General features: G+C 71.9%; 20 protein-coding genes. 3 read left to right on the plus strand and 17 right to left on the minus strand.

Features of this window, described 5'->3' with window-relative positions:
- Positions 1 to 173: 173 nt before the first annotated feature.
- Both ASF39_RS16965 and ASF39_RS16970 read left to right on the plus strand, forming a co-directional pair.
- Positions 174 to 1,418, plus strand: a complete 1,245-nt coding sequence (locus ASF39_RS16965) for a DUF3419 family protein (RefSeq protein ID WP_056286004.1) — start codon at positions 174 to 176, stop codon at positions 1,416 to 1,418.
- Positions 1,415 to 2,071, plus strand: coding sequence for a class I SAM-dependent methyltransferase (locus ASF39_RS16970; RefSeq protein ID WP_056286007.1), 657 nt, complete (start codon positions 1,415 to 1,417; stop codon positions 2,069 to 2,071). The genes ASF39_RS16965 and ASF39_RS16970 overlap by 4 nt, the downstream gene beginning before the upstream one ends.
- A 10-nt stretch (positions 2,072 to 2,081) precedes the next feature.
- On the opposite strand, the gene ASF39_RS16975 is transcribed toward ASF39_RS16970, so the two are convergent.
- From ASF39_RS16975 to ASF39_RS17035, 13 genes are all read right to left on the minus strand, one after another.
- The gene (locus tag ASF39_RS16975; RefSeq protein WP_055888868.1) at positions 2,082 to 3,803 is read right to left on the minus strand and encodes a patatin-like phospholipase family protein; all 1,722 of its coding nucleotides are present in this window, start codon (positions 3,801 to 3,803) and stop codon (positions 2,082 to 2,084) included.
- A 114-nt stretch (positions 3,804 to 3,917) separates the two neighbouring features.
- The gene (locus ASF39_RS16980) at positions 3,918 to 5,153 is read right to left on the minus strand and encodes a cytochrome P450 (RefSeq protein ID WP_056286010.1); all 1,236 of its coding nucleotides are present in this window, start codon (positions 5,151 to 5,153) and stop codon (positions 3,918 to 3,920) included.
- Positions 5,146 to 6,471, minus strand: a complete 1,326-nt coding sequence (locus tag ASF39_RS16985) for an FAD/NAD(P)-binding oxidoreductase (RefSeq protein ID WP_056286012.1) — start codon at positions 6,469 to 6,471, stop codon at positions 5,146 to 5,148. The genes ASF39_RS16980 and ASF39_RS16985 overlap by 8 nt, the downstream gene beginning before the upstream one ends.
- Positions 6,468 to 6,683 carry a ferredoxin gene (locus ASF39_RS16990; RefSeq protein WP_055888874.1) on the minus strand — a complete coding sequence of 72 codons (216 nt, stop codon included), beginning with the start codon at positions 6,681 to 6,683 and terminating at the stop codon, positions 6,468 to 6,470. The genes ASF39_RS16985 and ASF39_RS16990 overlap by 4 nt, the downstream gene beginning before the upstream one ends.
- Before the next feature lie 127 nt (positions 6,684 to 6,810).
- Complete coding sequence (atzF, locus tag ASF39_RS16995) at positions 6,811 to 8,610, minus strand: allophanate hydrolase (protein WP_056286015.1); 1,800 nt, start codon at positions 8,608 to 8,610, stop codon at positions 6,811 to 6,813.
- A 5-nt stretch (positions 8,611 to 8,615) separates the two neighbouring features.
- On the minus strand, positions 8,616 to 12,203 hold the full coding sequence (gene uca / locus ASF39_RS17000; RefSeq protein ID WP_056286018.1) for an urea carboxylase: 3,588 nt from the start codon (positions 12,201 to 12,203) through the stop codon (positions 8,616 to 8,618).
- On the minus strand, positions 12,203 to 12,856 hold the full coding sequence (locus ASF39_RS17005) for an urea amidolyase associated protein UAAP2 (RefSeq protein ID WP_056286021.1): 654 nt from the start codon (positions 12,854 to 12,856) through the stop codon (positions 12,203 to 12,205). The genes uca and ASF39_RS17005 overlap by 1 nt, the downstream gene beginning before the upstream one ends.
- A gap of 14 nt (positions 12,857 to 12,870) precedes the next feature.
- On the minus strand, positions 12,871 to 13,695 hold the full coding sequence (locus ASF39_RS17010; RefSeq protein ID WP_056286022.1) for an urea amidolyase associated protein UAAP1: 825 nt from the start codon (positions 13,693 to 13,695) through the stop codon (positions 12,871 to 12,873).
- Positions 13,696 to 13,812: 117 nt separating this feature from the next.
- Positions 13,813 to 15,186, minus strand: coding sequence for a type III glutamate--ammonia ligase (gene glnT, locus ASF39_RS17015; protein ID WP_056286025.1), 1,374 nt, complete (start codon positions 15,184 to 15,186; stop codon positions 13,813 to 13,815).
- Between the two features lie 17 nt (positions 15,187 to 15,203).
- Positions 15,204 to 15,974 (minus strand): creatininase family protein, encoded by a 771-nt coding sequence (locus tag ASF39_RS17020; protein ID WP_056286029.1) that lies wholly within the window; start codon positions 15,972 to 15,974, stop codon positions 15,204 to 15,206.
- 97 nt (positions 15,975 to 16,071) lie between these two features.
- Positions 16,072 to 16,998 carry an ABC transporter ATP-binding protein gene (locus ASF39_RS17025; RefSeq protein ID WP_056286032.1) on the minus strand — a complete coding sequence of 309 codons (927 nt, stop codon included), beginning with the start codon at positions 16,996 to 16,998 and terminating at the stop codon, positions 16,072 to 16,074.
- The gene (locus ASF39_RS17030) at positions 16,995 to 18,032 is read right to left on the minus strand and encodes an ABC transporter permease (protein ID WP_056286035.1); all 1,038 of its coding nucleotides are present in this window, start codon (positions 18,030 to 18,032) and stop codon (positions 16,995 to 16,997) included. The genes ASF39_RS17025 and ASF39_RS17030 overlap by 4 nt, the downstream gene beginning before the upstream one ends.
- Complete coding sequence (locus ASF39_RS17035) at positions 18,029 to 19,027, minus strand: ABC transporter substrate-binding protein (protein WP_056286039.1); 999 nt, start codon at positions 19,025 to 19,027, stop codon at positions 18,029 to 18,031. The genes ASF39_RS17030 and ASF39_RS17035 overlap by 4 nt, the downstream gene beginning before the upstream one ends.
- A gap of 110 nt (positions 19,028 to 19,137) precedes the next feature.
- On the opposite strand from ASF39_RS17035, the gene nikR reads away from it, so the two are divergent.
- Positions 19,138 to 19,617 (plus strand): nickel-responsive transcriptional regulator NikR, encoded by a 480-nt coding sequence (gene nikR / locus ASF39_RS17040; RefSeq protein ID WP_055888891.1) that lies wholly within the window; start codon positions 19,138 to 19,140, stop codon positions 19,615 to 19,617.
- 105 nt (positions 19,618 to 19,722) lie between these two features.
- Here the strand turns inward: nikR and ureG are convergent, their stop codons facing one another.
- From ureG to ASF39_RS17060, 4 genes are all read right to left on the minus strand, one after another.
- A complete protein-coding gene (gene ureG / locus ASF39_RS17045) occupies positions 19,723 to 20,337 on the minus strand; it encodes an urease accessory protein UreG (RefSeq protein ID WP_055888893.1) in 615 nt (204 codons plus the stop codon).
- Between the two features lie 11 nt (positions 20,338 to 20,348).
- Positions 20,349 to 21,023, minus strand: coding sequence for an urease accessory protein UreF (locus tag ASF39_RS17050; RefSeq protein ID WP_056286042.1), 675 nt, complete (start codon positions 21,021 to 21,023; stop codon positions 20,349 to 20,351).
- A gap of 64 nt (positions 21,024 to 21,087) precedes the next feature.
- Positions 21,088 to 21,612, minus strand: a complete 525-nt coding sequence (locus tag ASF39_RS17055) for an urease accessory protein UreE (protein WP_056286134.1) — start codon at positions 21,610 to 21,612, stop codon at positions 21,088 to 21,090.
- A 49-nt stretch (positions 21,613 to 21,661) separates the two neighbouring features.
- Complete coding sequence (locus ASF39_RS17060) at positions 21,662 to 22,159, minus strand: DUF29 domain-containing protein (protein ID WP_056286137.1); 498 nt, start codon at positions 22,157 to 22,159, stop codon at positions 21,662 to 21,664.
- Positions 22,160 to 22,178 lie beyond the last annotated feature (19 nt).

The following is a 22,178-nucleotide window of genomic DNA, read 5'->3' on the forward strand; positions in this document are numbered from 1 at the left end:
CGATCGTTCGATCGACGGGATCGGAGCGATCGTGTCCTGTCCGGCCGGGTCCGGACAGGCAAAGCTCCCCGTTCGGGCGCGAGCCGGGGAAGACCGTCACCGCACGGTCACGGGGATGACGTACCGGCGCTCGGATCAGGCAGTCGCCTCACCCCGTGACCGAAGACCGCTCCATGACGCGTGCAGCACGTGCCATCCGCCGCGAGACCAGCCTGGGGCTGACGAGCGCGGTGCATCGCAACGCCGCCCTGTCGCGCGCCGGGCTCTCGGAACGGCTGTTCACCCTGGCCTTCAGCGGACTGGTCTACCCGCAGATCTGGGAGGACCCGGTGGTGGACATGGAGGCCCTGGCCCTCGGGCCTCGGGACCATGTGGTCGCCATCGCATCGGGCGGCTGCAACGTCCTGTCCTACCTCACCGCCGATCCGGCCCGGGTCAGCGCGGTGGACCTCAACGGTGCCCATGTGGCGCTCGGGCGCCTCAAGCTCGCCGGCCTGCAGGCGCTGCCGGACCACGGGGCGTTCTTCCGGTTCTTCGGCCGGGCCGACGCCGCCGAGAACGTCGCCGCCTACGACGCCCTGATCCGGCCCCGGCTCGATCCGGTCTCGCGGGCCTATTGGGAGGCGAGGGGCCTCGACGGGCGCCGCCGCATCTCGGCCTTCGCCACCAACGTCTACCGCACCGGCCTGCTCGGGCGGTTCATCGGCGCGGGCCATCGCCTCGCCCGGCTCTACGGCCACGACCTCTCCGCGGTCCTGCGGGCCCGCACGCTTGCCGAGCAGCGCGCCGCCTTCGAGGCAGAGATCGCGCCGCTGTTCGAGAAGGCGTTCGTGCGCTGGCTGATCGGCAAGCCGGCCTCGCTCTACGGCCTCGGCATCCCGCCGGCGCAATACGGGGCGCTGGCGAACGACATGCCCGGCGGCATGGTGGCGGTGCTGCGCCACCGGCTGGAACGGCTGGCCTGCGATGTCGCGGTCAAGGACAACTACTTCGCCTGGCAGGCCTTCGGGCGCGGCTACGACCCGGCCCCCGACGCCGCGCTGCCGCCCTACCTGCAGCCGGCCCGTTTCGCGGCGGTGCGCGCCCGCGCATCCCGGGTGCGCTACGAGCAGCAGTCGATGACCGCCTTCCTCGCCGCCAGCCCCGAAGGCAGCGCCGACGCCTACGTGCTGCTCGACGCCCAGGACTGGATGACCGACGCCGACCTCACCGCCCTGTGGACGCAGATCACCCGCACCGCGCGCGCCGGCGCCCGGGTGATCTTCCGCACGGCGGCCGACGAGCGCTGCCTGCCCGGCCGGGTGCCGGACGCGATCCTGAACGCCTGGACCTACGAGGAGGCGACGAGCCGGGCGCTCTGCGCCCGCGACCGCTCCTCGATCTACGGCGGCTTCCACCTGTATCGGCTTCGCCCATGACGGCGGCCGCGGCGGCGATGGACCGGATGTACCGGCGCCAGCGCCACATCTACGACGCCAGCCGCAAGTTCTACCTCCTCGGCCGGGACGCCGCCATCGACGCCCTGAAGCCGCCGGCGGGGGGCAGCGTGCTGGAGATCGGCTGCGGCACCGGGCGCAACCTCGTGCGCATCGCATCCACCTACCCGCAGGCCCGATGCTTCGGCCTCGACGTCTCGGCGGCGATGCTCGACACCGCCGCCCGGTCGGTGTCGCGGGCGGGATCCTCCGCGCGCATCCGGCTCGCCTGCGCCGACGCCACCGATTTCGATCCCCTGGCGCTGTTCGGCCGCCCCGCCTTCGACCGGATCGTCATCTCCTACGCCCTCTCGATGATCCCGCCCTGGGAGGCGGTGCTCGCCGAGAGCGCCGGATACCTCGCGCCGGGCGGCGAGCTCCACGTGGTCGACTTCGGCGGCCAGGAGGGTCTGCCGGGGCCGTTCCGGGCGGTGCTCAACCGCTGGCTGACGGCTTTTTCGGTGACGCCGCGCATGACATTGGCCGACGCGATGGCCGGGATCGCAGCGAGCCAGGGGTTCGTCTGCACGGTGCGCCAACGCTACCGCGGCTACTCGGTCCACGGGGTGCTGTCGCGGCGAGCCGGCCTCGACTGAACGCCTCGGTTCACCCCTCCTCGGCCCAGGGCGCCAGGGTGCCCGCCGCGATCTGATCGACCGCGTGGCGGTGGCCGATGGCGGCGGTGGTCGCGTGCGAGGACCACGCCCTGAGGTCGATGCCGGCGAGCGGCGGCCGCAGCACGGCGGCGGCGTGACGGGAGGTCAGCGCCGTCTGCGCGTCCGAGGAGACGGTGGCGGCCCGCAGCAGCAGTTGCGCGATGCCCGGCGTCTCCTGGGGCGCACGGAGCCATTGGCGCAGCATGCGTCCGCGCCAGGACCGCGCCGGGACGCTCTGGAAGGCGAGGTCGCTGGCGACGTCGACGCCGAGGACGGGGCCGCGCTGGCGGCTCGCCATCACGTCCACCGGCAGGTTGTTCATCATGCCCCCGTCCACCAGGATGCCCTCGGGCGTGCACACCGGCGGCAACAGGCCGGGGATGGCGATGCTGGCGCGCAGCGCCGTGACGAGGTCGCCCGCCTCGTGCACCATGGCGGTGCCGGTGGTGAGGTTGGAGGACAGGCAGAAGAACGGCAGCCACAGATCCTCGATCCGGGTGTCGGCGAAGGTGCGGGCGAGGCCCTCGTCGACCTTGGCGCCGCGGGTGAGGGCGAGGATCGGCAGGGTGTAGTCGTTCAGCGGGTTGCGCGACACGAAGGCGGCCACGGTCTGGTCGAGGATGCGCGCGCCGCTCCAGCCCATGGCGAGGCTCGCCGCCACGATGGCGCCCATGCTGGTGCCCCCCACCGCATCGATCGGCAGGCCCGCCTCCTCAAGGGCCCGGATGACGCCCAGATGCGCGAACCCACGCGCACCGCCGCCACCGAACACCACCGCCCTGGCACAGCCGCTGGCGAGCCGCGCGAGGCGGCCGAGATCGTCGGCCCGGCCCGGCCTGACGTGGATGCGCAGGGAGACCGGCACGCCCGAGAACACCCGGTGGGCCGGGCGCGGCAGCACCGCGTCCGGGGCCTGGACCACGACGAGGTCGTGGCGGACCCAGTCCGAGGGCGTGCGGGCGGCGAAATCGGCGCAGGCGGGCTTGGGCGGCTGCCCGGCCGCGGCCAGGAGCAGGACGTGGTCGGACCGGCGCAGGCACAGGCGGGTCCAGGCGCTGCCGGGCTCGTCGGCGCGGTAGACGACGCGGTCGTGCCCGCTCTCGAAGCGGTGGAACCAGGTCTCGTCCGCCTCCTCCGGCCAGGCGTCGAGATAGCCGACCTGGCCCGGCAGCGCCCCGGCGAAGCCGTGGGCGAGGGCGCCCGCGTCGATGCCGGCGGTCACCGGCAGCACCGTGAAGGTGCGGGGCGCATTGTCCAGGGCCGGGGCCTCGTCGGCCCGGCGCAGGCGGTCGGCGAGGAGGCGCGTGAAGTAGAGCATCGTCGAGGGATGGCGCTCGACCAGATCCTCGAACGCCCGGCGGCTGAGGCGGTAGAGGTGCGAATCGCGCAGCGCCGTGGCGGTGGCCGAGCGCGGCCCCTCCGAGAGCAGGGCCATCTCGCCGACGGTGATCGGCGGGCGCAGGCGCGCGACCCGGCGGATGGCGCCGGTCCGGGGATCGCGCCGCGAGATGCCGATGGCGCCCGAGGCCAGGGTGTAGAGGGCGTCGGCCTCGTCGCCCTCGTGGAACAGCACCTGCCCGCCGGCCACCGCCACGGAGGCGAGCCGGTCGCGGATCGCCTGGGCGGCGTCCTCGTCGAGGTACCTCAGGAACGGGATATCCGGTTCGTCCACCCGCGCGCCCTCCGTCCGCCGGGCGCTACTCGGGCCGAGGCCACGGCGCGCCCTTGCGAGCCAGGATGCGCCGCGAAGGTTGCGCGGGGATAGGGTGGAGTGAGGACATCCGCCTCAGACGAGGCCGTCGATCGCCACCCGCAGGGTCTTGGGGCCGCGTAGGGACGCGCCGTCCCGGTAGGGCGGCGGATCGTCCAGGAGGCGAGGCGCTTTCAGGCGGCGGGCCAGGGTGACGAGGGCGATCTCGGCCTCGATCCGGGCGAGCGGCGCCCCGAGGCAGTAGTGCAGGCTGCCGCCGAAGCCGAAGTGCTGGTTGTCCGCGCGGTCGGGATCGAACCGGTCCGGATCGGTGAACCGGTCGGGATCGCGGTTGGCGGCGGCGAACAGCAGCGCCACCGCGGCGCCCTCGGGGATGACCGTGCCGGCCACCGGGATGTCGCAGAGCGCCTTGCGGGTCCGGAAATGCACCGGCGGCTCGTAGCGCAGGCATTCCTCGATCAGCCGCGGCGCCCGCTCGGGGTCGCGGCGCAGGCGCTCCAACTCGTCGGGGTGGCGCAGCAGGGTGAGCATGCCGTTGGCGATCAGGTTCACGGTGGTCTCGTGCCCGGCCACCAGGAGCAGGATCGCCGTGGCGATGAGGTCGAAGTCGCCCATCCGGCCGGCGGGGGTCTCGGCGGCCAGCCCGCTGAGCATGTCGTCCACGGGCCTGGCGCGCTTCTCCTTGATCAGGTCCTTCATGTAGGCCGAGATGGCGTCGAAGGTCGTGCGCGTCTGCTTCTGCGTCTCCTCGTCGTGGCGGGCATCGGGTTCGAGCGCCGTGGCGAGCTGCGTCGCCCAGCCCTGGAAGGTCGGCTCGTCCTCGGGCGGCACGCCCAGCATCTCGCAGATGACGGTGACGGGAAGGGGATAGGCGAGGTCCTCGACCACGCAGATCGCGTCGCCGCCGCGGCGGCGGTCGAGGAGTTCGTCCACCAGGCTCTGCGTGCGCGCCTTCATCCCGTGGACGCGCTCGGGCGTGAACTGGGTCATCACGATCCGCCGCAGGGCGTCGTGGTCGGGGGGATCGCGAAAAATCAGCGGCCGGTGGCGGGTGACGATCTCGTCCTTGATCGGCCGCAGGATCCAGTCCTTGAACGGGTTGCCGGTGGCCGGGCTGTGGGCCGGCGGCAGGTCGGCCGAACTGATGCGCGGGTCGAACAGCAGCGCCCGGATCGCCGCATGCGAACTCACGAGGTAGCTGTCGTCGTCCTGGCGCAGCACGGGGTGGCCGCGCAGGCGGGCGTAGAGCGGATAGGGGTCGGCCCGGTTGGCCGGGTCCTTGATCTGGGCGAACAGGGTCGGGTCAGCCACGGGCGGAAACCTCGGGAGGAGGGGTGGGCCAGGACGGGTCGAGCGTCCCGAGGCGCGAGGGCTGGTCGAGGGCGTTCGCGATCGGCGGGAACGGCGCTTTGGCGGCGATCGCCTCGGCATAGGCCGGCAGCCAGCGGGCGCAATCCACCGACAGGGCGGCGACGGTGCGCCCGGCCCGGCCGTAGACCGCCAGGAACCGCTTGTCCTTCAGCGAACCCTGCACGACGGCGAGGCTGTCGGCGCCCTCGGTCAGCCCGGCGAGCTTGATGGTGACCCCGAACTGGTTGGACCAGAACTCGGGCATCCCGGCGAAGGCCGGCCGGTCGCCGTCGCCGAGTGCCAGGGCCCGGCCGGCGTATTCGCCCTGCGCAACCGCGTTGCCCCAGTGTTCGAGGCGCACCATGCGGCCGTCGTAGAGGGGGTGCGGCCACAGGGCGACGTCGCCGGCCGCACGGATCTCGGGGTGGAGGCCGTCGTCCTGCGCCCGCACCCGGGCGTGCCCGTCGCAGACGAGGGCGCCGGATTCGAGCGCCAGGCCGGAGCCCTCGAGCCACCCGGTGTTGGGAACGGCCCCCAGCGCCACGACCACCACGTCGGCGGCGATGGTGCTGCCGTCGTCGAGGGTGGCGCCCACGACCCGGCCGTCGCGGCCGTCGAGGGAGCGCAGCCCCGTGTTCGACCTGACCTCGACGCCCGCCGCAGCGATCCAGTCGCGCAGGAAGCCGGACACGGCCAGACCCAGCACCTTGGCCAGGGGCGCGGGCAGCGGATCGACCAGGGTCACGGGCAGTCCGAGGTCGCGGCAGACCGAGGCGACCTCGCAACCGATGAAGCCGCCGCCGACGATCAGCACGCGCTTGGGCGCAGCGGCCAGGGCGGCACGCAGGGCCGCCGCGTCGTCGCGCCCGCGCAGGGTGAACACCCCTTCGAGGGTGCCCTCTGCCTCATCGTGCCAGGGCCGAGCCCGGGCACCGGTGGCGATCAGGAGGCGGTCGTAGGGCAGGCGCTCGCCGTCCAAGAGCACGATCGTGCGGGCCTGGCGGTCGAGGCCGGCGGCACCGGCTCCGAGCCGCCAGGCGGCGTCGAGATCGAGGCGATGGGGCAGGGTGGTGGCATCGGGCGCCATCTCGCCGGCGATGACGTGCTTCGACAGGGGCGGCCGGTCGTAGGGGAGATGCGGCTCGTCGCCGACGATGGTCAGCGGGCCGCGATGGCCGGCGAGCCGCAGGCTCTCCGCCCCGCGCAGTCCCGCCAGCGAGGCGCCGACCACGACGACGCGGGCGTCCTCATCGGCACGGGGGATCCGGGCGGAGGTCATCGGCCGGCGCCGGCGGCGGGCTCGTCGGCCTGAACGGTGATGGCGCGCACCGGGCAGGACTGGGCCGCACGCTCGATCCGGCCGCGGTGTTCGGCGCTCGGGGCGGGATCGTAGACCAGGATCTCGGCGCCGCGCAGTTCGAAGCTCTCGGGGGCGGCATAGCAGCATTGGGCATAGCCCTGGCAGCGGTTCAGATCGACGACGACGCGCATCTCACTCGTTTTCCGGCTTGGGAACATCGGGCCGTCCGCGCATCCTCGCGAAACGAGGACCGGCGCCGGAGGTGGCCCGCGACCACGAGATGGGGCGGGGACGCCGGCGATCCAACCGCCTGTGCAATCATGCCGCCGCGAGATAGGCCCGCCACCCGCCGAACCGCGTGATCTCTTCCGCCCCCTCGACGGCATGGGCCTCGCACAGGAACCCGGACACGATGCGGCCGTCCGCCAGGACGACCTTGCCGATCCCGAGGGGGGCGGAGATCGCCGCCGCGAAGCGGCCGAAGGCGTCCGGCGACAGCCCCCAGACCTCGACCGCCAGCCCCGGCCCGGCAAAGCCGGGATCGCGCAGGAGCCCGGGCTTGGCGGGCCGGGTGCCGGGCAGGGCGTAGAGGCGGTAGTCGGGCGCGGTGCGTGCTTCGCCCATCAGCGTCGCCCCGAGGTCGACGAGCTGGTGGTTGAGGGCGAGCCCCGAGAGATGGGCGCCCACCACCACCAGAGGGATGGTGCCGGGCACGGGCGGAGCCACGCGGCTCGCCTCGGGCAGCGCCGCCGCGCGGTCGACGCCCATGCCAGGGGCGAGCGCCCGGTGCAGGGTGTCGGCGAGGTGCCCCAGGGCGTCGTCGCTGAAGCCCGGCCCCACCATGGTGACGCCGCCGGGGATGCCGTCGGGCCGGAAGCCGGCGGGGATCGCGATGGCGGCGTAGCCCAGTAGGTTGGCGAAGTTGGTGTAATGCCCGAAGCGGCCGTTGAGGCGGAGCGGGTCGGCCAGCATCGCCTCCACCGTGTAGGTGGTGGGCGCGGTGGGCAGGAGCAGGATGTCGACCTGCGCGAAGGCCGCCTCGGCGCGGCGGCGCAGGGCCTGCAGGGCATAGAGGCCCTCGAAGGCGTCGACGGCGCTGTAGGCCCGCGCCGATTCGACGATGGCCCGCACGCTCGGATCGAAGGCGTCGGGGTGATCGGCGTGGAAGGCGGCCACCGCCGCCATCCGCTCGGCGACCCAAGGGCCCTGGTAGAGCAGTTCGGCGGTCTCGCGGAAGGGGGCGTAATCGAACGGCACCGCCACGGCGCCGGCCGCCTCCAGCCGGGCGACCGTGCCGTCGTAGAGCGCCTCGGTGCCGCGATCGCCGTGGAACTCGCGCTCGGCCGGCGTCAGCACGCCGACGCGCAGGCCGGCGGCGGGGAGGGCATGGGGCGCGGCGGGCCGCGAATAGGCGTCGGCCGGGTCGAACCCTTCCGCGATCCGGCGCACGGCCAGGCCGTCGCCGACGGTGGCGGCGAAAAGACTGATGCAATCGAGGCTGCGGCAGGCGGGCACGAGGCCGGTGGTGCTGAGGAGGCCCGGCGTCGGCTTGATGCCAACGAGGTTGTTGAAGGCCGCCGGCACCCGGCCGGAGCCGGCGGTGTCGGTGCCGAGGGAGAAGCTCGCCAGCCCGGCGGCGACCGCCACCGCCGAGCCGGAGCTCGATCCCCCCGAGACGTAGGCCGCGTCGAACACGCTGCGCGGGGCACCGTAGGGGGAGCGGGTACCGTTCAGCCCGGTGGCGAACTGGTCGAGGTTGGTCTTGCCCGTCACGAGCGCGCCGGCCGCCTTGAGCCGGGCCACCACCGTCGCGTCGGTCGTCGGCCTGTAGGCGAAGGCCGGGCAGGCGGCGGTGGTGGGCAGGCCGCCGACGTCGATGTTGTCCTTGACCGCGAAGGGCACGCCCCACAGCGGCAGGGAGTTCGGCTCGGGGTGGCGTGCGACGAGGTCGCCCGCGGCGGCCACGAGGTCGGCCCGGCTCACGGGCGTGATGAACACCGCCGGGTCGGCGAAGGCCTCCATGCGGTCGGCGACCGCCTTTGCGAGATCCACCGGCGTGAGCCGGCCCGAGGCGTAGAGGTCGCGCAGGGTCGAGAGGTCGAGGATGGTCGGCAGCATGGGGGTCACACCTCTTCGATCACCGCCACGAGGTCGCCGCCCCGCAGCGTCTGTCCCGGGCGCACCCGGATCTCACGCACGATCCCTGCCGCGGGGGCCGCCACGGGCACTTCCATCTTCATCGATTCGAGGATCGCCACCGTCTCGCCGGCCGCGATCGTGTCGCCCACCGCCTTTTCCACCCGCCAGACGTTGCCCGGCACGGTGGTCGCCACCCCGAGGCAGCCGGTGGGGACGGCGTCGGCCCCGGCTTCCGGCGCCGCCTCGTCGGGCACGAAGCTGTCGAGCCCCTGCTCCTTCCAGCGCCGGCGCTCGGCCTCGAAGGCGGTCTGCTGGCGCAGCTTGGCCGCGGCGATCTCGCCCGCGTTGGCGGCGAGTCCGGCCCGGTGGGCGGCATGGGAGAAGCTCCCGTCCTCGATCCGGATCGGGTAGGCGCCGTGCGGGAAGGCGGCGCGGGCCTCGGTGAGCTCGGCGTGGTCGACGGGGAAGAAGCGGATGCGGTCGAACGGCCGCAGCAGCCAGGGGTGGCCCGGCACGAAGTCGCGGGTCGTCCGCCAGGTGTTCCAGATCTGGATGGTGCGGCCGACGAGCTGGTACCCGCCCGGCCCCTCCATGCCGTAGATGCACATGTAGGCGCCGCCGATGCCGACTGCGTTCTCGGGCGTCCAGGTCCGGGCCGGGTTGTACTTGGTGGTGACGAGGCGGTGGCGCGGATCGACCGGCGTCGCCACCGGGGCGCCGAGGTAGACGTCGCCGAGCCCCATGACGAGGTAGCTCGCCTCGAAGACGATGCGCTTCACCTCCGCCTCCGAGTCGAGACCGTTGATGCGGCGGATGAAGTCGATGTTGGAGGGGCACCAAGGGGCGTTGGGGCGCACCAGGTCCTGGTACTGGCGCATGGCGCGCTCGGCTTGCGGGTCGTTCCAGGACAGCGGCAGGTGGACGATGCGGCTGGGCACCGTGACGTCGTCGACGCAGCCCAGCCCGGCCTCGATCTCGCGTAGCAGGCCGAGGAGGCGGGCGCGCGCCAGGACCGTGCCGTCGTAGTGGATCTGGAGCGAGCGGATGCCCGGCGTCAGGTCGAGGAGGCCGGGAAGCTTCGCCTCCGCCACCGCCTGCGCCAGGAGGTGGACGCGCAGGCGGATGCCGATGTCCAGCGCCATCGGTCCGTATTCGACGAGGAGGTTGTCGTCGCCCTGGCGGCGGTAGACCACCTCGACCGGGCCTGAGACGTCGCGGGCGAGGATGGGGGAGCCTCGGACGGCAACCCCTGCCCCCAGCAGATCTCGGGCCTGCCCGAGATCTGCACTCCCCTGCGGAGGGGGGAGGAAACCCGCGCTCTCGCCGTCGACGTCACCGGGCCGCTCCACCGCCACGAACCGCACCCGGTCCCCCGGCCGCAGCTGACCCATCTTCCACAATTCGTCGCGGGCGATGACGCCGGGGCAGACGAAGCCGCCGAGACTCGGCCCGTCCGGCCCGAGCAGGATCGGCATGTCGCCGGTGAAGTCGAGGGCGCCGACCGCGTAGGCGTTGTCGTGGAGGTTCGAGGGGTGCAGCCCGGCCTCGCCGCCGTCCTCCCGCGCCCAGCGCGGGGTCGGGCCGATCAGGCGCACGCCGGTGCGGGCGGAGTTGAAATGCACCTCGTAAGCTGCCGAGAACAGGTCGGCGATGTCGGCGTCCCGGAAGAAGTCCGGCGCCCCGTGCGGGCCGTAGACGAGGCCGATCTCCCAGTCCGCGGTGAGCGGCACCGGCTCGGGCGAGGCCGGTTCCACCGCGGCGACGGCGCCGAGATGGAGGGTGTCGCCGGCCTTGAGCACGCCGGTGGCGTGCCCGCCGAAGGCCCCGAGCGCGAAGGTCGCCCGCGAGCCGAGCACCACCGGCGCATCGAAGCCGCCGCGCACGCCGAGGTAGCTGCGCATCCCCGGCCCCGCGATGGCACCGATGGCGAGCGTGCCGCCCGCCGGCACCGCGAAGGCCTGCCCGTGGGGCTGCACGACGCCGTCGAGCCGGGCGGTCATGGCCGCCCCCGACAGCGCCACCACGGTTTCGGCATGGAAGCGCAGGGTCGGGCCGGACACGGTGAGTTCGAGGGCGCAGGTGTCGGGCGGGTTTCCCACCAGCGCATTGGCCACCGCGAAGGAGCGCGCATCCATCGGCCCGCTCGGGGGCACGCCGACATGCCAGAGCCCGAGGCGGCCGGGCAGTTCCTGCAGGCTCGACTGGGGGCCGGGCGCCAGCACCGCGACGCTGCGCGGCGTATATGCGACGTCGCGCAGGGCCGTGGTGGCGACACGCCCGCTCGCGAAGAGCTCCGAGGCCGCGATGGCGCGCAGGTAGCCGAGATTGGTCTCGATGCCGGCGACCACCGTCTCGTCGAGCGCCGCGCGCAGGGCGGCGATGGCCGCCGGCCGGTCCGCTCCGGTGACGATGATCTTGGCGAGCATCGGATCGTAGAACGGGGTCACCTCGGTGCCGGTGACGATCCAGCCGTCGACGCGGACGCCGTCCGGAAAGCGCACCTGCGTCAGCAGGCCGGCGCTGGGCGCGAAATCCGCATGCGGGATCTCGGCGTAGAGCCGCGCCTCGATGGCCGCTCCCTTCGGCACCAGCGGTCCGGCGGTGCCGATGGGGTCTTCGCCGGCGGCCTGGCGGATCATCCACTCCACGAGGTCGATGCCGAACACCGCCTCCGTCACCGGATGCTCGACCTGGAGCCGGGTGTTGACCTCGAGGAACGAGATATCCTGGCGGTCGGGATCGTAGATGAACTCGACCGTTCCGGCCGAGGCGTAGGACACGCTCGTCCCCAGGGCGACGGCCGCCGCGTGCAGCCGGGCGCGCACCGCGTCCGACAGGCCCGGCGCCGGCGTCTCCTCGACGACCTTCTGGTTGCGGCGCTGGAGCGAGCAGTCGCGCTCGCCGAGCGCCACGACGCGCCCCTGCCCGTCGCCGAAGATCTGCACCTCGACGTGGCGCGCGCGCGCCACGAAGCGTTCGAGGTAGACCCGCGCGTCGCCGAAGCTCGCCCGCGCGGTGCGCTCGACGCTGGCGTAATGCTCGGCGAGCTCGGCCGGCGAAGTGCACAGCCTCATGCCGATGCCGCCGCCGCCGGCGGTGCTCTTGAGCATCACCGGATAGCCGATCGCCTCGGCCGCACCGAGCGCCGTCGCGAGGTCGGGGAGGAGGTCGGTGCCCGGCAGGAGCGGCACGCCGCTGGCCTTCGCCAGTTCGCGCGCCGTGTGCTTGAGGCCGAAGGCGCGCAGGTGCTCGGGCCGCGGCCCGATGAAGACGATGCCCTCCGCCGCCAGGCGTTCGGCGAAGGCCACGTTCTCGGACAGGAAGCCGTAGCCGGGATGGACGGCCTGCGCCCCCGTCGCCCTGCAGGCGGCGATGACGGCGTCCACGTTCAGGTAGCTCTCGGAGGCGGGCGCCGGGCCGAGGCGAAAAACCTCGTCCGCCTCCAGCACGGCGGGGGTGAAGCGGTCGGCGTCGGAATGCACCGCCACCGAGGCGATCCCCATGCGCCTGCAGGTGCGCAGGATGCGCCGGGCGATCTCGCCGCGATTGGCGATCAGGATCTTTTGGAACATCACAGTCCGTCCCGGATCGTCGCTCGGTCCCGGATGGTCGCTCGGTCCCGGATGGTCACCTGGATCGGCGTCGGGTTGAAGCCGTTGCAGGGGTTGTTGATCTGCGGGCAGTTGGAGATCACGCAGATCACGTCCATCTCGGCGGTGACCTCGACGTAGTCGCCGGGCGAGGAGACGCCGTCGACGATGGCGAGCTGCCCGTCCTGTTCGATCGGCACGTTCATGAAGAAGTTGACGTTGGGCGGGATGTCGCGCTTGGACAGCCCGTATTTGGCGACCTCCAGGGCGAAGTTCTCGCGGCAGGCGTGGAGGTACTTGGTGGCGTGGCCGAAGCGGACGGTGTTGGCCTCGCAGGAGCAGGCGCCCGCCGAGGTGTCGTGCCGCCCGCAGGAATCGGCCGTGACGACGGCCATCACCCGCCCCTCGTTGGAGACGAGCCGGGTGCCGGTGGTGACGTAGGCCGCCCCCTGCACCCGCAGGGTGTCCTGCGAGGAGTAGCGCTCGCCCATGTCGTCGGCGCGGTAGAACAGGGTGTCGACCGCCTGGCAGCCGTCGAGGTCGGTGATGCGCAGAATCTGGCCCTTTCGGACGAGGCCGGACCATGGCGCCTGCGCGGGCACGGTCGTGTCGAGGAGAGGGGGCTCTTCGGTCATGACGTATCCTCCCCTTAAAAGCCGATGGCGGCGTTGTTGGAAAAGCCGCGCACGGCCTCGATGGTGGCGGTGCGGCAGAGGTCGTCCGGGCCTGGATGCGGTGCCCGGAAGCGCGTCGCCGTCACGGGGTTGGGGGCGTAGTCGGGGGCCGGATCGAGGGGGTGGGGGCAGTTGGAGAGGGTGACGACCAGGTCCATCTCGGCGCGCAGGTCGACGAAGTCGCCCGCCCGGCGCCCGGCCTCGTTCCAGGTGAAGCGCCCTTCGGCGCCGACGCTCACGGGGGCGAAGAAGGTGATCAGCGCGGGGATGTCGCGCCGGTCGAGCCCGGCCTTGAGGGCGGCGAGCACGAGGTTGTCGCGGGTGTTGCGGTGGGGGCCTTTCGCGTAGCGCGCGGCGTTGGAGGCGGCGTTGGAGCCGCCCGTCAGCGCGTCGTGGGCGCAGCAGGAATCCTCGATCAGCGAGAGCATCACCCGGCCCATGTCGGAGAACAGCACCCGGCCCTTTCGAAGGGCGGCGCTCCATTGCACCTTGACGGTGTCGGCGTAGTTCAGGCGCTCGGAGGTGTCGGCGGCGTTCCAGGCCACCAGGGCGACGCTCGACGGGCCGTGGTCGAGGGCGAGCCGCAGCGCGTCGCCGGCATGGAGTTCCGTGGTCCAGTACCAGCCGCCGGGGATGGTCTCGGCGTGCAGGATCTCCGCCTCGTCCAGCGGCAGGCCGCGCACCGAGGGCGGCGGCAGGGCGCGCGGCGCGTGCTCCTGCCCTTGCGCCTTCAGCGCCTCGTAACGGCGCCGGTTCTCGGCGATGGTCTGTTGGATGGTGGTCGTCTCAGGTGTGGTCATGCCCGTTCCTCACGTTCTCCGACGGGTCGTCCCGGCCGATGTCGCGCCCTGATCGCGAGGCCGGGTCGTCCCGGCCTTTTTCCTCCCCCGCTCAAGGGGGAGGGTTGGGGCGTCGCGCTAGAACATGTGGCTGTAGCGCTCGGTCTCCCAGGCGCTCACGGTGAGGTGGTACTCCTGCCATTCGGCGCGCTTGTAGCGGACGAACTCGTCGCGCAGCGCCGTGCCGAGGGTCCGCTCCACCAGCGGGTCGGCCGCGAAGGCGTCCACCGCCTCGGCCAGCGTCTGGGGCAGGAAGTCGATGCCGCGCTCGGCCCGCGCGGCGTCGGTGAGGTCGTAGAGGTTGTCCTCGTTGGGCGCGCCGGGATCGATCCGCTCGCGGACGCCTTCGAGGCCCGCCGCCAGCACCAGGGCGGCGGCGAGGTAGGGGTTGACGGCGCCGTCCGCGTTGCGGCTCTCGCAGCGACCGCCCCCGGCCGGCACGCGCACCGAATTGGTGCGGTTGTTCGAGCCGTAGGAGTTGAACACCGGCGCCCAGGAGAAGCCCGCCATGGCGCCCTGGCGCACCAGGCGCTTGTAGCTGTTGACCGTGGGGGCGAAGGCCGCGCACAGCGCCCGCCCGTGGCGCAGGACGCCGCCGATGAAATGGTAGCCGGTCTCGGTGAGCCCGAGGCCGCGCGGATCGGCCGACGGATCGCAGGCGAAGACGTTCCTGCCGGTCTCCTTGTCGGAGAGCGACATGTTGAAATGCGCGCCGTTGCCGGTGCGGTCGGCGAAGGGCTTGGGCATCATCGTGGCGAGGAGGCCTTCCTCCTTGGCGTAGTGCTTGGCCATCATCCGGAAGAAGGTCAGCCGGTCGCACATGGTCAGCGCGTCGGCGTAGTTGAAATCGAACTCGAACTGGCCGCAGGCGTCCTCGTGGTCGAAGGAATAGAGGTCCCAGCCGAGGGCGTCGATCGTGGTGGCGACCTTGTCGAGCCAGGAGAAGTTGTCGACGAACCCGCGCACGTCGTAGCAGGGTTTTTGCAATTTATCGTCGGCGACCGGCGTGTGCAGGGACCCATCGGCGGCCTGTCTCAGGAGAAAAATCTCACACTCGATGCCGAGGTTGAAGCCGAAGCCCATGTCCTCCGCCTCGCCGATGACGGTCTTCAGGGCGACCCGGGTGGAGAGCGGATAGGGCTGGCCCTGGAAGGTGAGGTCGGCCGGGCACCAGGCGAGTTTGGGCTCCCACGGCAGCTGGACGACCCGGGAGAGGTCGGGGACCGAGGCGAGTTCGTCCTCGTTGGGGGCCTGGCCGAGGCCGTCGAGCGCGTAGCCGGTATAGCGTTCGGAGCCGGCCGCCATCTGCGGCAGGTGGCCGATGGGCACCACCTTGGCCTTCTGGACGCCGTGGATGTCGACATAGGCGCCGATGACGTATTTCACGCCCTTGGCGCGCAGGTCGTCCTGCACGGCCTTGACGACGGGGTCGATCTCGCTCGCATGAGCCATCGGCTCGCTCCTTTTCGTTACACGGACACGTCGTAGGGGTGGGGGAGGGGCGGGGTCTCGGTCAGCCCCCGCATCACGAGGGCGGTGAGGTCCTCGACCATCCAGGCGAACAGGCGCCCGCCCTCGGTCGCGGTCGCCTGCGAAGGGCGTCCGGTGACGCCGTTGCGGCTGGTGCGGTTGACCGGGTGGGCGAAGACGAGACCCTGCGTGCGATCGGGATCGTCGGCCTCGGCGACCCGGTCGGGCCGCACCAAGCGCGGGGCCAGCGCCATCATCAGGGCGGTCTCGGCGGCGTTGGCGTGCCAATCGTCGGCATCGGCGACATGGGCGGCGCGGACCCGCTCGCTCACCGTGGCCGAATTGACCAGCGCCACCATGAGGTCGTCGTGGGCGGCGCGCAGCATCTCCAGCGCGCAGCGCAGGGGCGCGGCGTTGGTGACGTGGGCGTTGACGAGGAACAGCCGGCGCACGCCGGACCGGTGGGCGCCGGTCCCCACCTGCACGACGAGCTGCGTCATCACGAGCGGATCGAGGGTGATCGTGCCCGGCCAGCGCCGGCTGTGGCCGAGCGAGCAGCTGTAGGGAAGGGTCGGCAGCACCGGCACGCGGGTGGCCGCCGAGACCGCATGCGCCAGCATCTCGGCCAGCACGAAATCCATGCCGGTGCCCAGATGCGGCCCGTGCTGCTCGGTGGCGCCGACGGGCAGGATCGCGGCCCCGCCCACCGCGGCGAGGTCGCCGGGGAGCTCGTCCCAGGTGCGCTCGGCCCAGAGGAGGGGGGCGGTCATGCGGGTTCGCTCCGCTTGGGGAGACGGGCGCCATCCCCTCTCCCCGCAAGCTGGGAAAGGCGAGGGCGCGCGGGCGCGATAGGTGCTGGACGCGCCATCATTCCACCTCGTCCCCGGCGGACGTCATCCGCGTCACCACGTCGGGGGCCACCGCCTCCTCGGCCTCGTCCTTGGGCGGGTGGATCAGCGCGTCGAGGCGCGCGCGGGTGGCACGGAACTCGGGCCCGAGGGCCTGGTCGTGGCTGCGGGGGCGGGGCACCGGCACCTCGATGAGTTCGGCGACCTCGCCCGGATGGGCGCTGAGCACCAGGATGCGGTCGGCCAGATGCACGGCCTCGTCGAGATCGTGGGTGATGAAGACGATGGTGATGTCGATCTTCTTCCAGATCTCGATGAGGTAGGCCTGCATCCGGGCGCGCGACTGGGTGTCGAGGGCCGAGAACGGCTCGTCCATGAGCAGGATGCGCGGCCGGGTGGCGAGCGCCCGTGCGATCGCGACCCGTTGCTTCATGCCGCCCGAGAGCTGGTGCGGGTAGGAGGCCGCGAAGGCCTCGAGCCCGATCAGCGCCAGCCATTGCCGCGCCTCGCGCTCGGCCTCGCGCCGGGGCGTGCCGTTCTCCTCGAGCCCGAAGGCGACGTTGCGCAGCACGCTGAGCCAGGGAAACAGGGTGTAGCCCTGGAACACCATGCCCCGGTCGGCGCCGGGCCCAGAGACCGGCACGCCCTCGACGCTGACCACGCCGGAAGTCGCGGTCTCGAGGCCGGCGAGGATGCGCACGAAGGTGGACTTGCCGCAGCCCGACGGGCCGACGACGCACAGGAACTCGCGCCGGTGGGTGACGAGGTCGATGTCCTTGAGGGCCACCGTCACGCCGCCGTCGGCGGTGCGGAAGGTCTTCGTTAGCTTCTCGACCCTGAGCGCGACCTCGCGGCCCTTGAGCTTGGAAAAGCGCGCGCGGACCGGCTCGCCTTGCGTGCGGTAGTCGCAGGCGCCGGTCGGCGGGACGACGGGCCCGGCGCTCACGCTTCGCTCCGATCGTAGGGAAAGAGCCGGCGGCCGATCAGGGCGAGCACGATGTCGGTGATCGAGCCGACGAGGCCGATGATCAGGATCGCGGCGTAGACGTTCTCGAAGTGCTGGTAGCGGGCCTGCTGGGTGATGAAGAAGGTGATGCCCGAGGAGGTGCCGATGAGCTCGGCCACGATCAGGTAGGTCCAGGCCCAGCCGAGGAGGATGCGCTGGTCGCGGTAGAGCTGCGGCAGCATCGCCGGCACGATCACCCGGCGGATCAGGCGCAGGTTGCGTGCGCCCAGCGTCAGGGCCGCCTCGATCAGCAGCGGGTCGATGCGCCGCGTGGTGTTGGCGATCACCAGCACCTGCTGGAAGAAGGTGCCGATGACGATGATCGCGATCTTCGGGCCATCGTAGATGCCGAGGATCGCCACCATCAGCGCCCCGAAGGCGGGGGCGGGCATGTAGCGCACGAACTCGATGACCGGCTCGGTGATGCGCGCCAGCGTCGCTTGCGCCCCGCACAGGATGCCGAGCGGCACGCCGACGATCGACGACAGCAGGAACCCCCAAAAGATGATCTGGATCGAATGCCACAGGCTCCAGGGCAGCCGGATCGCGTCGCGCTGGGTCGGCGCCGCGGTGAGCGAGGTCCAGAGCGCGATGGCGACCTCGTGCGGGGCCGGCAGGTAGACCGGGTTGGCGGGCGTGCCCACCGGGGGCGCGGTGTTGGCGGCGCGGGCCGATTCCACCTCCTCGGCGAAGGCCGCCGCGGGCAGGCGCATGCCGGGCTGGATCCAGGCGACGTCGCCCGGATCGGAGACCTCCACCAGGGGATGCCACAGGAACGGCAGGTAGGAGACCGCCGACCAGGCGAGGATCGGCAGCAGGAACGACAGGATCGTCAGGACGATGCGCCGGCGCGGCGCCAGGGGGCGGACGACGCCGACCCAGGAGCGGCGGCGGGGCGGCGGCGGACCTTTCCCTTCCCCCTCGACGGGGGAGGGTAGCCCACCCGCCAGGCCCTGGCGCATCTCCGCGCTCATTTGCCGTCGGTGAGCGCGGGGTCGATGGCGGCCTTCACGTCCTGGGCGGTCTTGTAGACATCGACCTTCACGTTGAAGGCGTCGGCGAAGCGGGTCGAGCCGTAGAGGGAGCCGAAGCCGTCGGCGTCCTTCATGACCTTGCGGCCCTCGGCCAGGGTCATGAGCTTGGTGCCCTTGAGGAAGCGGGTGAAGGTGGGCACGTCGATGCCGACCTTGGCCGCCATGATCGCCACCGCGTCGGGTTGGGTCTTGGGGTCCTCGATGTAGGCGACGACCTTGTCCCAGACGCCGACGAACTTGATCCACTCGGCTCGGCGCGAGGCGAGGCTGGCGGGCGAGACCGTGACCACGTCGTAGATCAGCCCTGGCACGTCGGCGGAGGTGTAGAGGGGCTTGGCGCCGGCCGCCGCCTTCATCGCCTGGCCGGCGATGGGCTGCCAGGCGCCGACGGCCGCCACGTCGCCGGAGGCCAGCACCTGCGGCGTCTCGTTGGTCTTGGCGTTGACCAGCGTCACGTCGGTCTCCTTGAGGCCGATCTTGGTGAGGCCGTGGATGAGCAGAAGGTGCTCCACGAGGCCGACCTCGAGGCCGACCTTCTTGCCCTTGAGGTCGGCCAGCGTCTTCACGCCCGGCTTGCCGACGATCATGTCGTTGCCGTTCGAATAGTCGGTGAGCATGATCATGACGTTCTTGGCGCCGTTGCCGGCCATGACCAGGGCGTCGCCGTTGGTGCAGGTGACGGCGTCGAGCTTGCCCGCCGAGAACGCGTCCATCGAGGCCGAGTAGTCGAACCACTCGAACTTGGCGTCGACGCCGGCCTCCTTCAGCCAGCCCTTCTCGATGGCGACCTGCCAGGCGACCCAGCCCGGCCAGTCGCTGTAGCCGATGCGCAGGGGCTCGGCCGCGTGAGCGACCGGGGCGGCGACGAGGCCCAGGGCCAACAGGCCGGCGGCGACCCGCTTGCGGGCGGCGGAAGCGATCGTGGACAGGCGCATCTGATATCTCCGAGGCGCGTAGTACGATTCGATGAAATCGTAATACCGACGGCTTTTCAGGCATACAAGAGGCGTGCCAGATTCACATCGCAGCGAGGGAGCGGACGACCATGGCGGATGCGAACACGGACGAGGGCGGCGCGGGGCGGCGCCGGCCGGTGAGCCGGATCAGCCTGTCCTTGTCCGAGGACCTGCTCGGCGAGCTCGACGCCATGGTGAGCGAGCGCGGGTTCGCCAGCCGCTCGCAGGCGGTGGCCACCGTCCTGCACCGGTCGCTGGTGGAGCACCGCCACGAGGTCGGCGACCGGGTGATGGTGGGCACGATCACCCTGTTTTACGACCACCTCGCCCACGGCCTGCAGCAGCGGCTGGCGGACCTGCAGCGGCGTCACATCGCCGAGGTGATCGCGTCGCTCCACGTCCACCTGATGCACAACCAGACGCTGGAGGTGGTGCTGGTGCAGGGCCCGGCCACCACCTTGCAGACCATCGCCGACGCGATGATCACCGAGCGCGGCGTGATCTCGGGGCGCCTCGAGCTGGTGGCGGCGCTGATCCCGCAGCTGCACCCGTTCCAGGGGGAGGGGTGATACGGGGTTCGCTCGGATCAAGCGGGACCCGTATCACGAAGCCCGTGCGGCGCCTGAGCGACGCCGACATCCGCATGACGAAGCCATCGAACGGATGTCGTATGATCACCCCAATCCCCCAGCCCGCTCCACGAAACGGGCGACCGCGTCGGCCCCGTCACCCTTGCGCAGCGAGGTGAAGACGTAGGGACGGGTGCCGCGCATCCGCCTCGTGTCGGCCTCCATCACGGCGAGGTCCGCGCCGACGAAGGGCGCCAGATCGGTCTTGTTGACGATGAGCAGGTCCGAGCGGGTGATGCCCGGCCCCCCTTTGCGCGGGATCTTCTCGCCGCCGGCGACGTCGATCACGTAGAGGGTGATGTCGGCCAGTTCCGGCGAGAAGGTCGCGGCGAGGTTGTCGCCGCCCGATTCGATCAGGATTAGGTCGAGCCTGGGGAAGCGCCGGCGCATCTCGGCCACCGCCGCGAGGTTGATCGAAGCGTCCTCGCGGATGGCGGTGTGCGGGCAGCCGCCTGTCTCGACGCCCATGATCCGCTCCTCGGGCAGGGCGCCGGCCACGGTGAGGATGCGCGCATCCTCCTTGGTGTAGATGTCGTTGGTGATCGCGCAGATCTCGAAGCGATCGCGGAACCGCTTGCAGAGCTGTTCCATCAGCGCGGTCTTGCCAGAGCCGACCGGGCCGCCGATGCCGACGCGCAGGGGGCCATTGAGGGATGTCATCGCAAAGGTCCTCACGAGCGGAAGATGCGGGAATACTGGGTCTCGTGCCGGAGGGACCCCAGATCGAGCCGAAGGGTGGCGCCCCCGACGTCGTCGAGGGTGAGCCCGGGGATCGTCTCCGCCAGCGCCGCCACGCAGGGCGCCAGACCGGCGATCACCCGCGTGCCGGCGGTCTGGCCGACCGGGGCGAGGCGCAGGGCCGCCGAGACGAGGTTCTGCACGAAGGCGAGGCCGAAGGCGGCGAGCGTGGGCACCGGCGCGAGGCCATGCGCCCCCGCCGCCAGGCCCACCGCCACGGGGTAGGCCACGGGGCCGGGCAGGGTTTCGGCGAGGCGCACGAGGGCTGGCGTGGCCCAGGCCGCCAGGGTCGCGTCGAGGAAGCTGCGGCCCTGCTGGGCGGTCTCCAGGTGGAGTTCGCGGGACGGGGCCAGGGCGAGGGCGAGGGCGTTGACGGTCTCCAGGGCGGCGGCGTCGCTCCCCGAGGCGGCGCGGTGGGCGTGGGCGGCCAGGATCATGTCGCTGCGCCCGGCGCCGCGCGCCACGACGTCGTGGAGCCATGCCGCGAGGGAGGCCTCGTCGGACACGTCGCCGGCCTCCACCGCCCATTCGAGCCCGTGCGAATAGGCATAGCCCCCCACCGGATAAGTCGGCGACAGCCACGCCATCAGCCGCAGGGCGTCGGTCATCGGGGGGCGATTCCGCTTCGCCGCCCCCCTCCGGGGAGAGGCGCGGGCACGAGGACCACAGCGGTCACCGGGACGCCGCCCGATGCGGGTGCGGGTGGTCGTGATCGTGATCGTGGGGCCCGTGATCGTGCCCGTGGTGATGATGCCCGGCGGACTCGCCGGCATAGGCGCCGCCCTCCGGCCGGAACGGGCGATCCACCGGCTCGGCCGAGCCGCCCAGCCCCCGCACCATCTCGGCGAGCACGTGGTCGAACCCGATGTAGACGGCGTCCTCGGCGATCTCGGCCGGGATGTGGCGGTTGCCGATGTGCCAGATCAGGCGCTTGAGGGCGTGGTCGTCGGGCGCGCGGATCGCGAGCAGGCGCTCGGGCGCCGCCTCGACCCAGACGAGGCGGCCGTCCTGCAGCACCAGGGCATCGCCGTCGTCGAGCACCGTCGGCTCGGGCAGGTCGAGCAGGAAGTCGAGCCCGCCGATTCCGCGCATCGCCATGCGCCGACGATGCCGGTCGCCGTGGTCGAGCACGACGCGGTCGACGATCTCGCCGGCCCGGAGCGCATCGCGGCGGATGAGGCGTGTGGCGCGGATCATGACCATGCCACCCGGACCCGACCCGACGACACGCGAGGGAACGCCCTCATCAGGCGACGTCCGGTTCGGCGGGACCGGGATAGAAGTCTTCGTCGAGAACCTGTGCCAGCGTGTACGGGCAGGTAGCCGGAAACAGGCGTTCCGCCATTCCGGTCTCGCCCGCCGCGCGGACACGACCCAGTCGATAGGCTTTGTCCAGGACGGCTTCGGGCCACGATCCCAGGCTCGGACTGACGTCGATCAGTCCTTCGATCTGAAGGCGCTGTTCGACGATCGAGACGCGCCAGCCGTACTTCCGCTTCTGCGGCTGGAACTCCCATTTCAACAGGTGCTGCAACAATACGGCGAGACGGTTCCGAATCTCGGATTTCTGCGATCCGCCCAAGCTCTCGATTTCCTCGGCCAGATGATGCCAGTCGATGGCCTGCCGCTGTCCCGCGCGCAGCAAGGCGGCCTGCGCTTGCGTCCACAGGTACAGGTCGGCCTCGTAGAGGGCTTGCTCAGGAGGAGTCCGGCCCGGAGGCGGACTCAAGGCGGCCTTGGACATGGGAAGCTCCACGCGCGAC

The organism is Methylobacterium sp. Leaf108 (genome assembly GCF_001423265.1).
In the GTDB taxonomy this organism is placed as follows: Bacteria; Pseudomonadota; Alphaproteobacteria; order Rhizobiales; family Beijerinckiaceae; genus Methylobacterium.

Coding starts and splice junctions, on each gene's coding strand:
- ASF39_RS17035 (WP_056286039.1), bottom strand. CDS start 19,027: ATGCGCCTGTCCACGATCGCTTCCGCCGCCCGCAAGCGGGTCGCCGCC.
- ASF39_RS17030 (WP_056286035.1), bottom strand. CDS start 18,032: ATGAGCGCGGAGATGCGCCAGGGCCTGGCGGGTGGGCTACCCTCCCCC.
- ASF39_RS16985 (WP_056286012.1), bottom strand. CDS start 6,471: ATGACCTCCGCCCGGATCCCCCGTGCCGATGAGGACGCCCGCGTCGTC.
- uca (WP_056286018.1), bottom strand. CDS start 12,203: ATGTTCCAAAAGATCCTGATCGCCAATCGCGGCGAGATCGCCCGGCGC.
- ASF39_RS16990 (WP_055888874.1), bottom strand. CDS start 6,683: ATGCGCGTCGTCGTCGATCTGAACCGCTGCCAGGGCTATGCCCAATGC.
- ureG (WP_055888893.1), bottom strand. CDS start 20,337: ATGACATCCCTCAATGGCCCCCTGCGCGTCGGCATCGGCGGCCCGGTC.
- atzF (WP_056286015.1), bottom strand. CDS start 8,610: ATGCTGCCGACCATCCTCGACCTCTCGACCCTGCGCGACCTCTACGCC.
- glnT (WP_056286025.1), bottom strand. CDS start 15,186: ATGGCTCATGCGAGCGAGATCGACCCCGTCGTCAAGGCCGTGCAGGAC.
- ASF39_RS17020 (WP_056286029.1), bottom strand. CDS start 15,974: ATGACCGCCCCCCTCCTCTGGGCCGAGCGCACCTGGGACGAGCTCCCC.
- ASF39_RS16965 (WP_056286004.1), top strand. CDS start 174: ATGACGCGTGCAGCACGTGCCATCCGCCGCGAGACCAGCCTGGGGCTG.
- ASF39_RS17010 (WP_056286022.1), bottom strand. CDS start 13,695: ATGACCACACCTGAGACGACCACCATCCAACAGACCATCGCCGAGAAC.
- ASF39_RS16970 (WP_056286007.1), top strand. CDS start 1,415: ATGACGGCGGCCGCGGCGGCGATGGACCGGATGTACCGGCGCCAGCGC.
- ASF39_RS17005 (WP_056286021.1), bottom strand. CDS start 12,856: ATGACCGAAGAGCCCCCTCTCCTCGACACGACCGTGCCCGCGCAGGCG.
- ASF39_RS17060 (WP_056286137.1), bottom strand. CDS start 22,159: ATGTCCAAGGCCGCCTTGAGTCCGCCTCCGGGCCGGACTCCTCCTGAG.
- ASF39_RS17055 (WP_056286134.1), bottom strand. CDS start 21,612: ATGATCCGCGCCACACGCCTCATCCGCCGCGATGCGCTCCGGGCCGGC.
- ASF39_RS17050 (WP_056286042.1), bottom strand. CDS start 21,023: ATGACCGACGCCCTGCGGCTGATGGCGTGGCTGTCGCCGACTTATCCG.
- nikR (WP_055888891.1), top strand. CDS start 19,138: ATGGCGGATGCGAACACGGACGAGGGCGGCGCGGGGCGGCGCCGGCCG.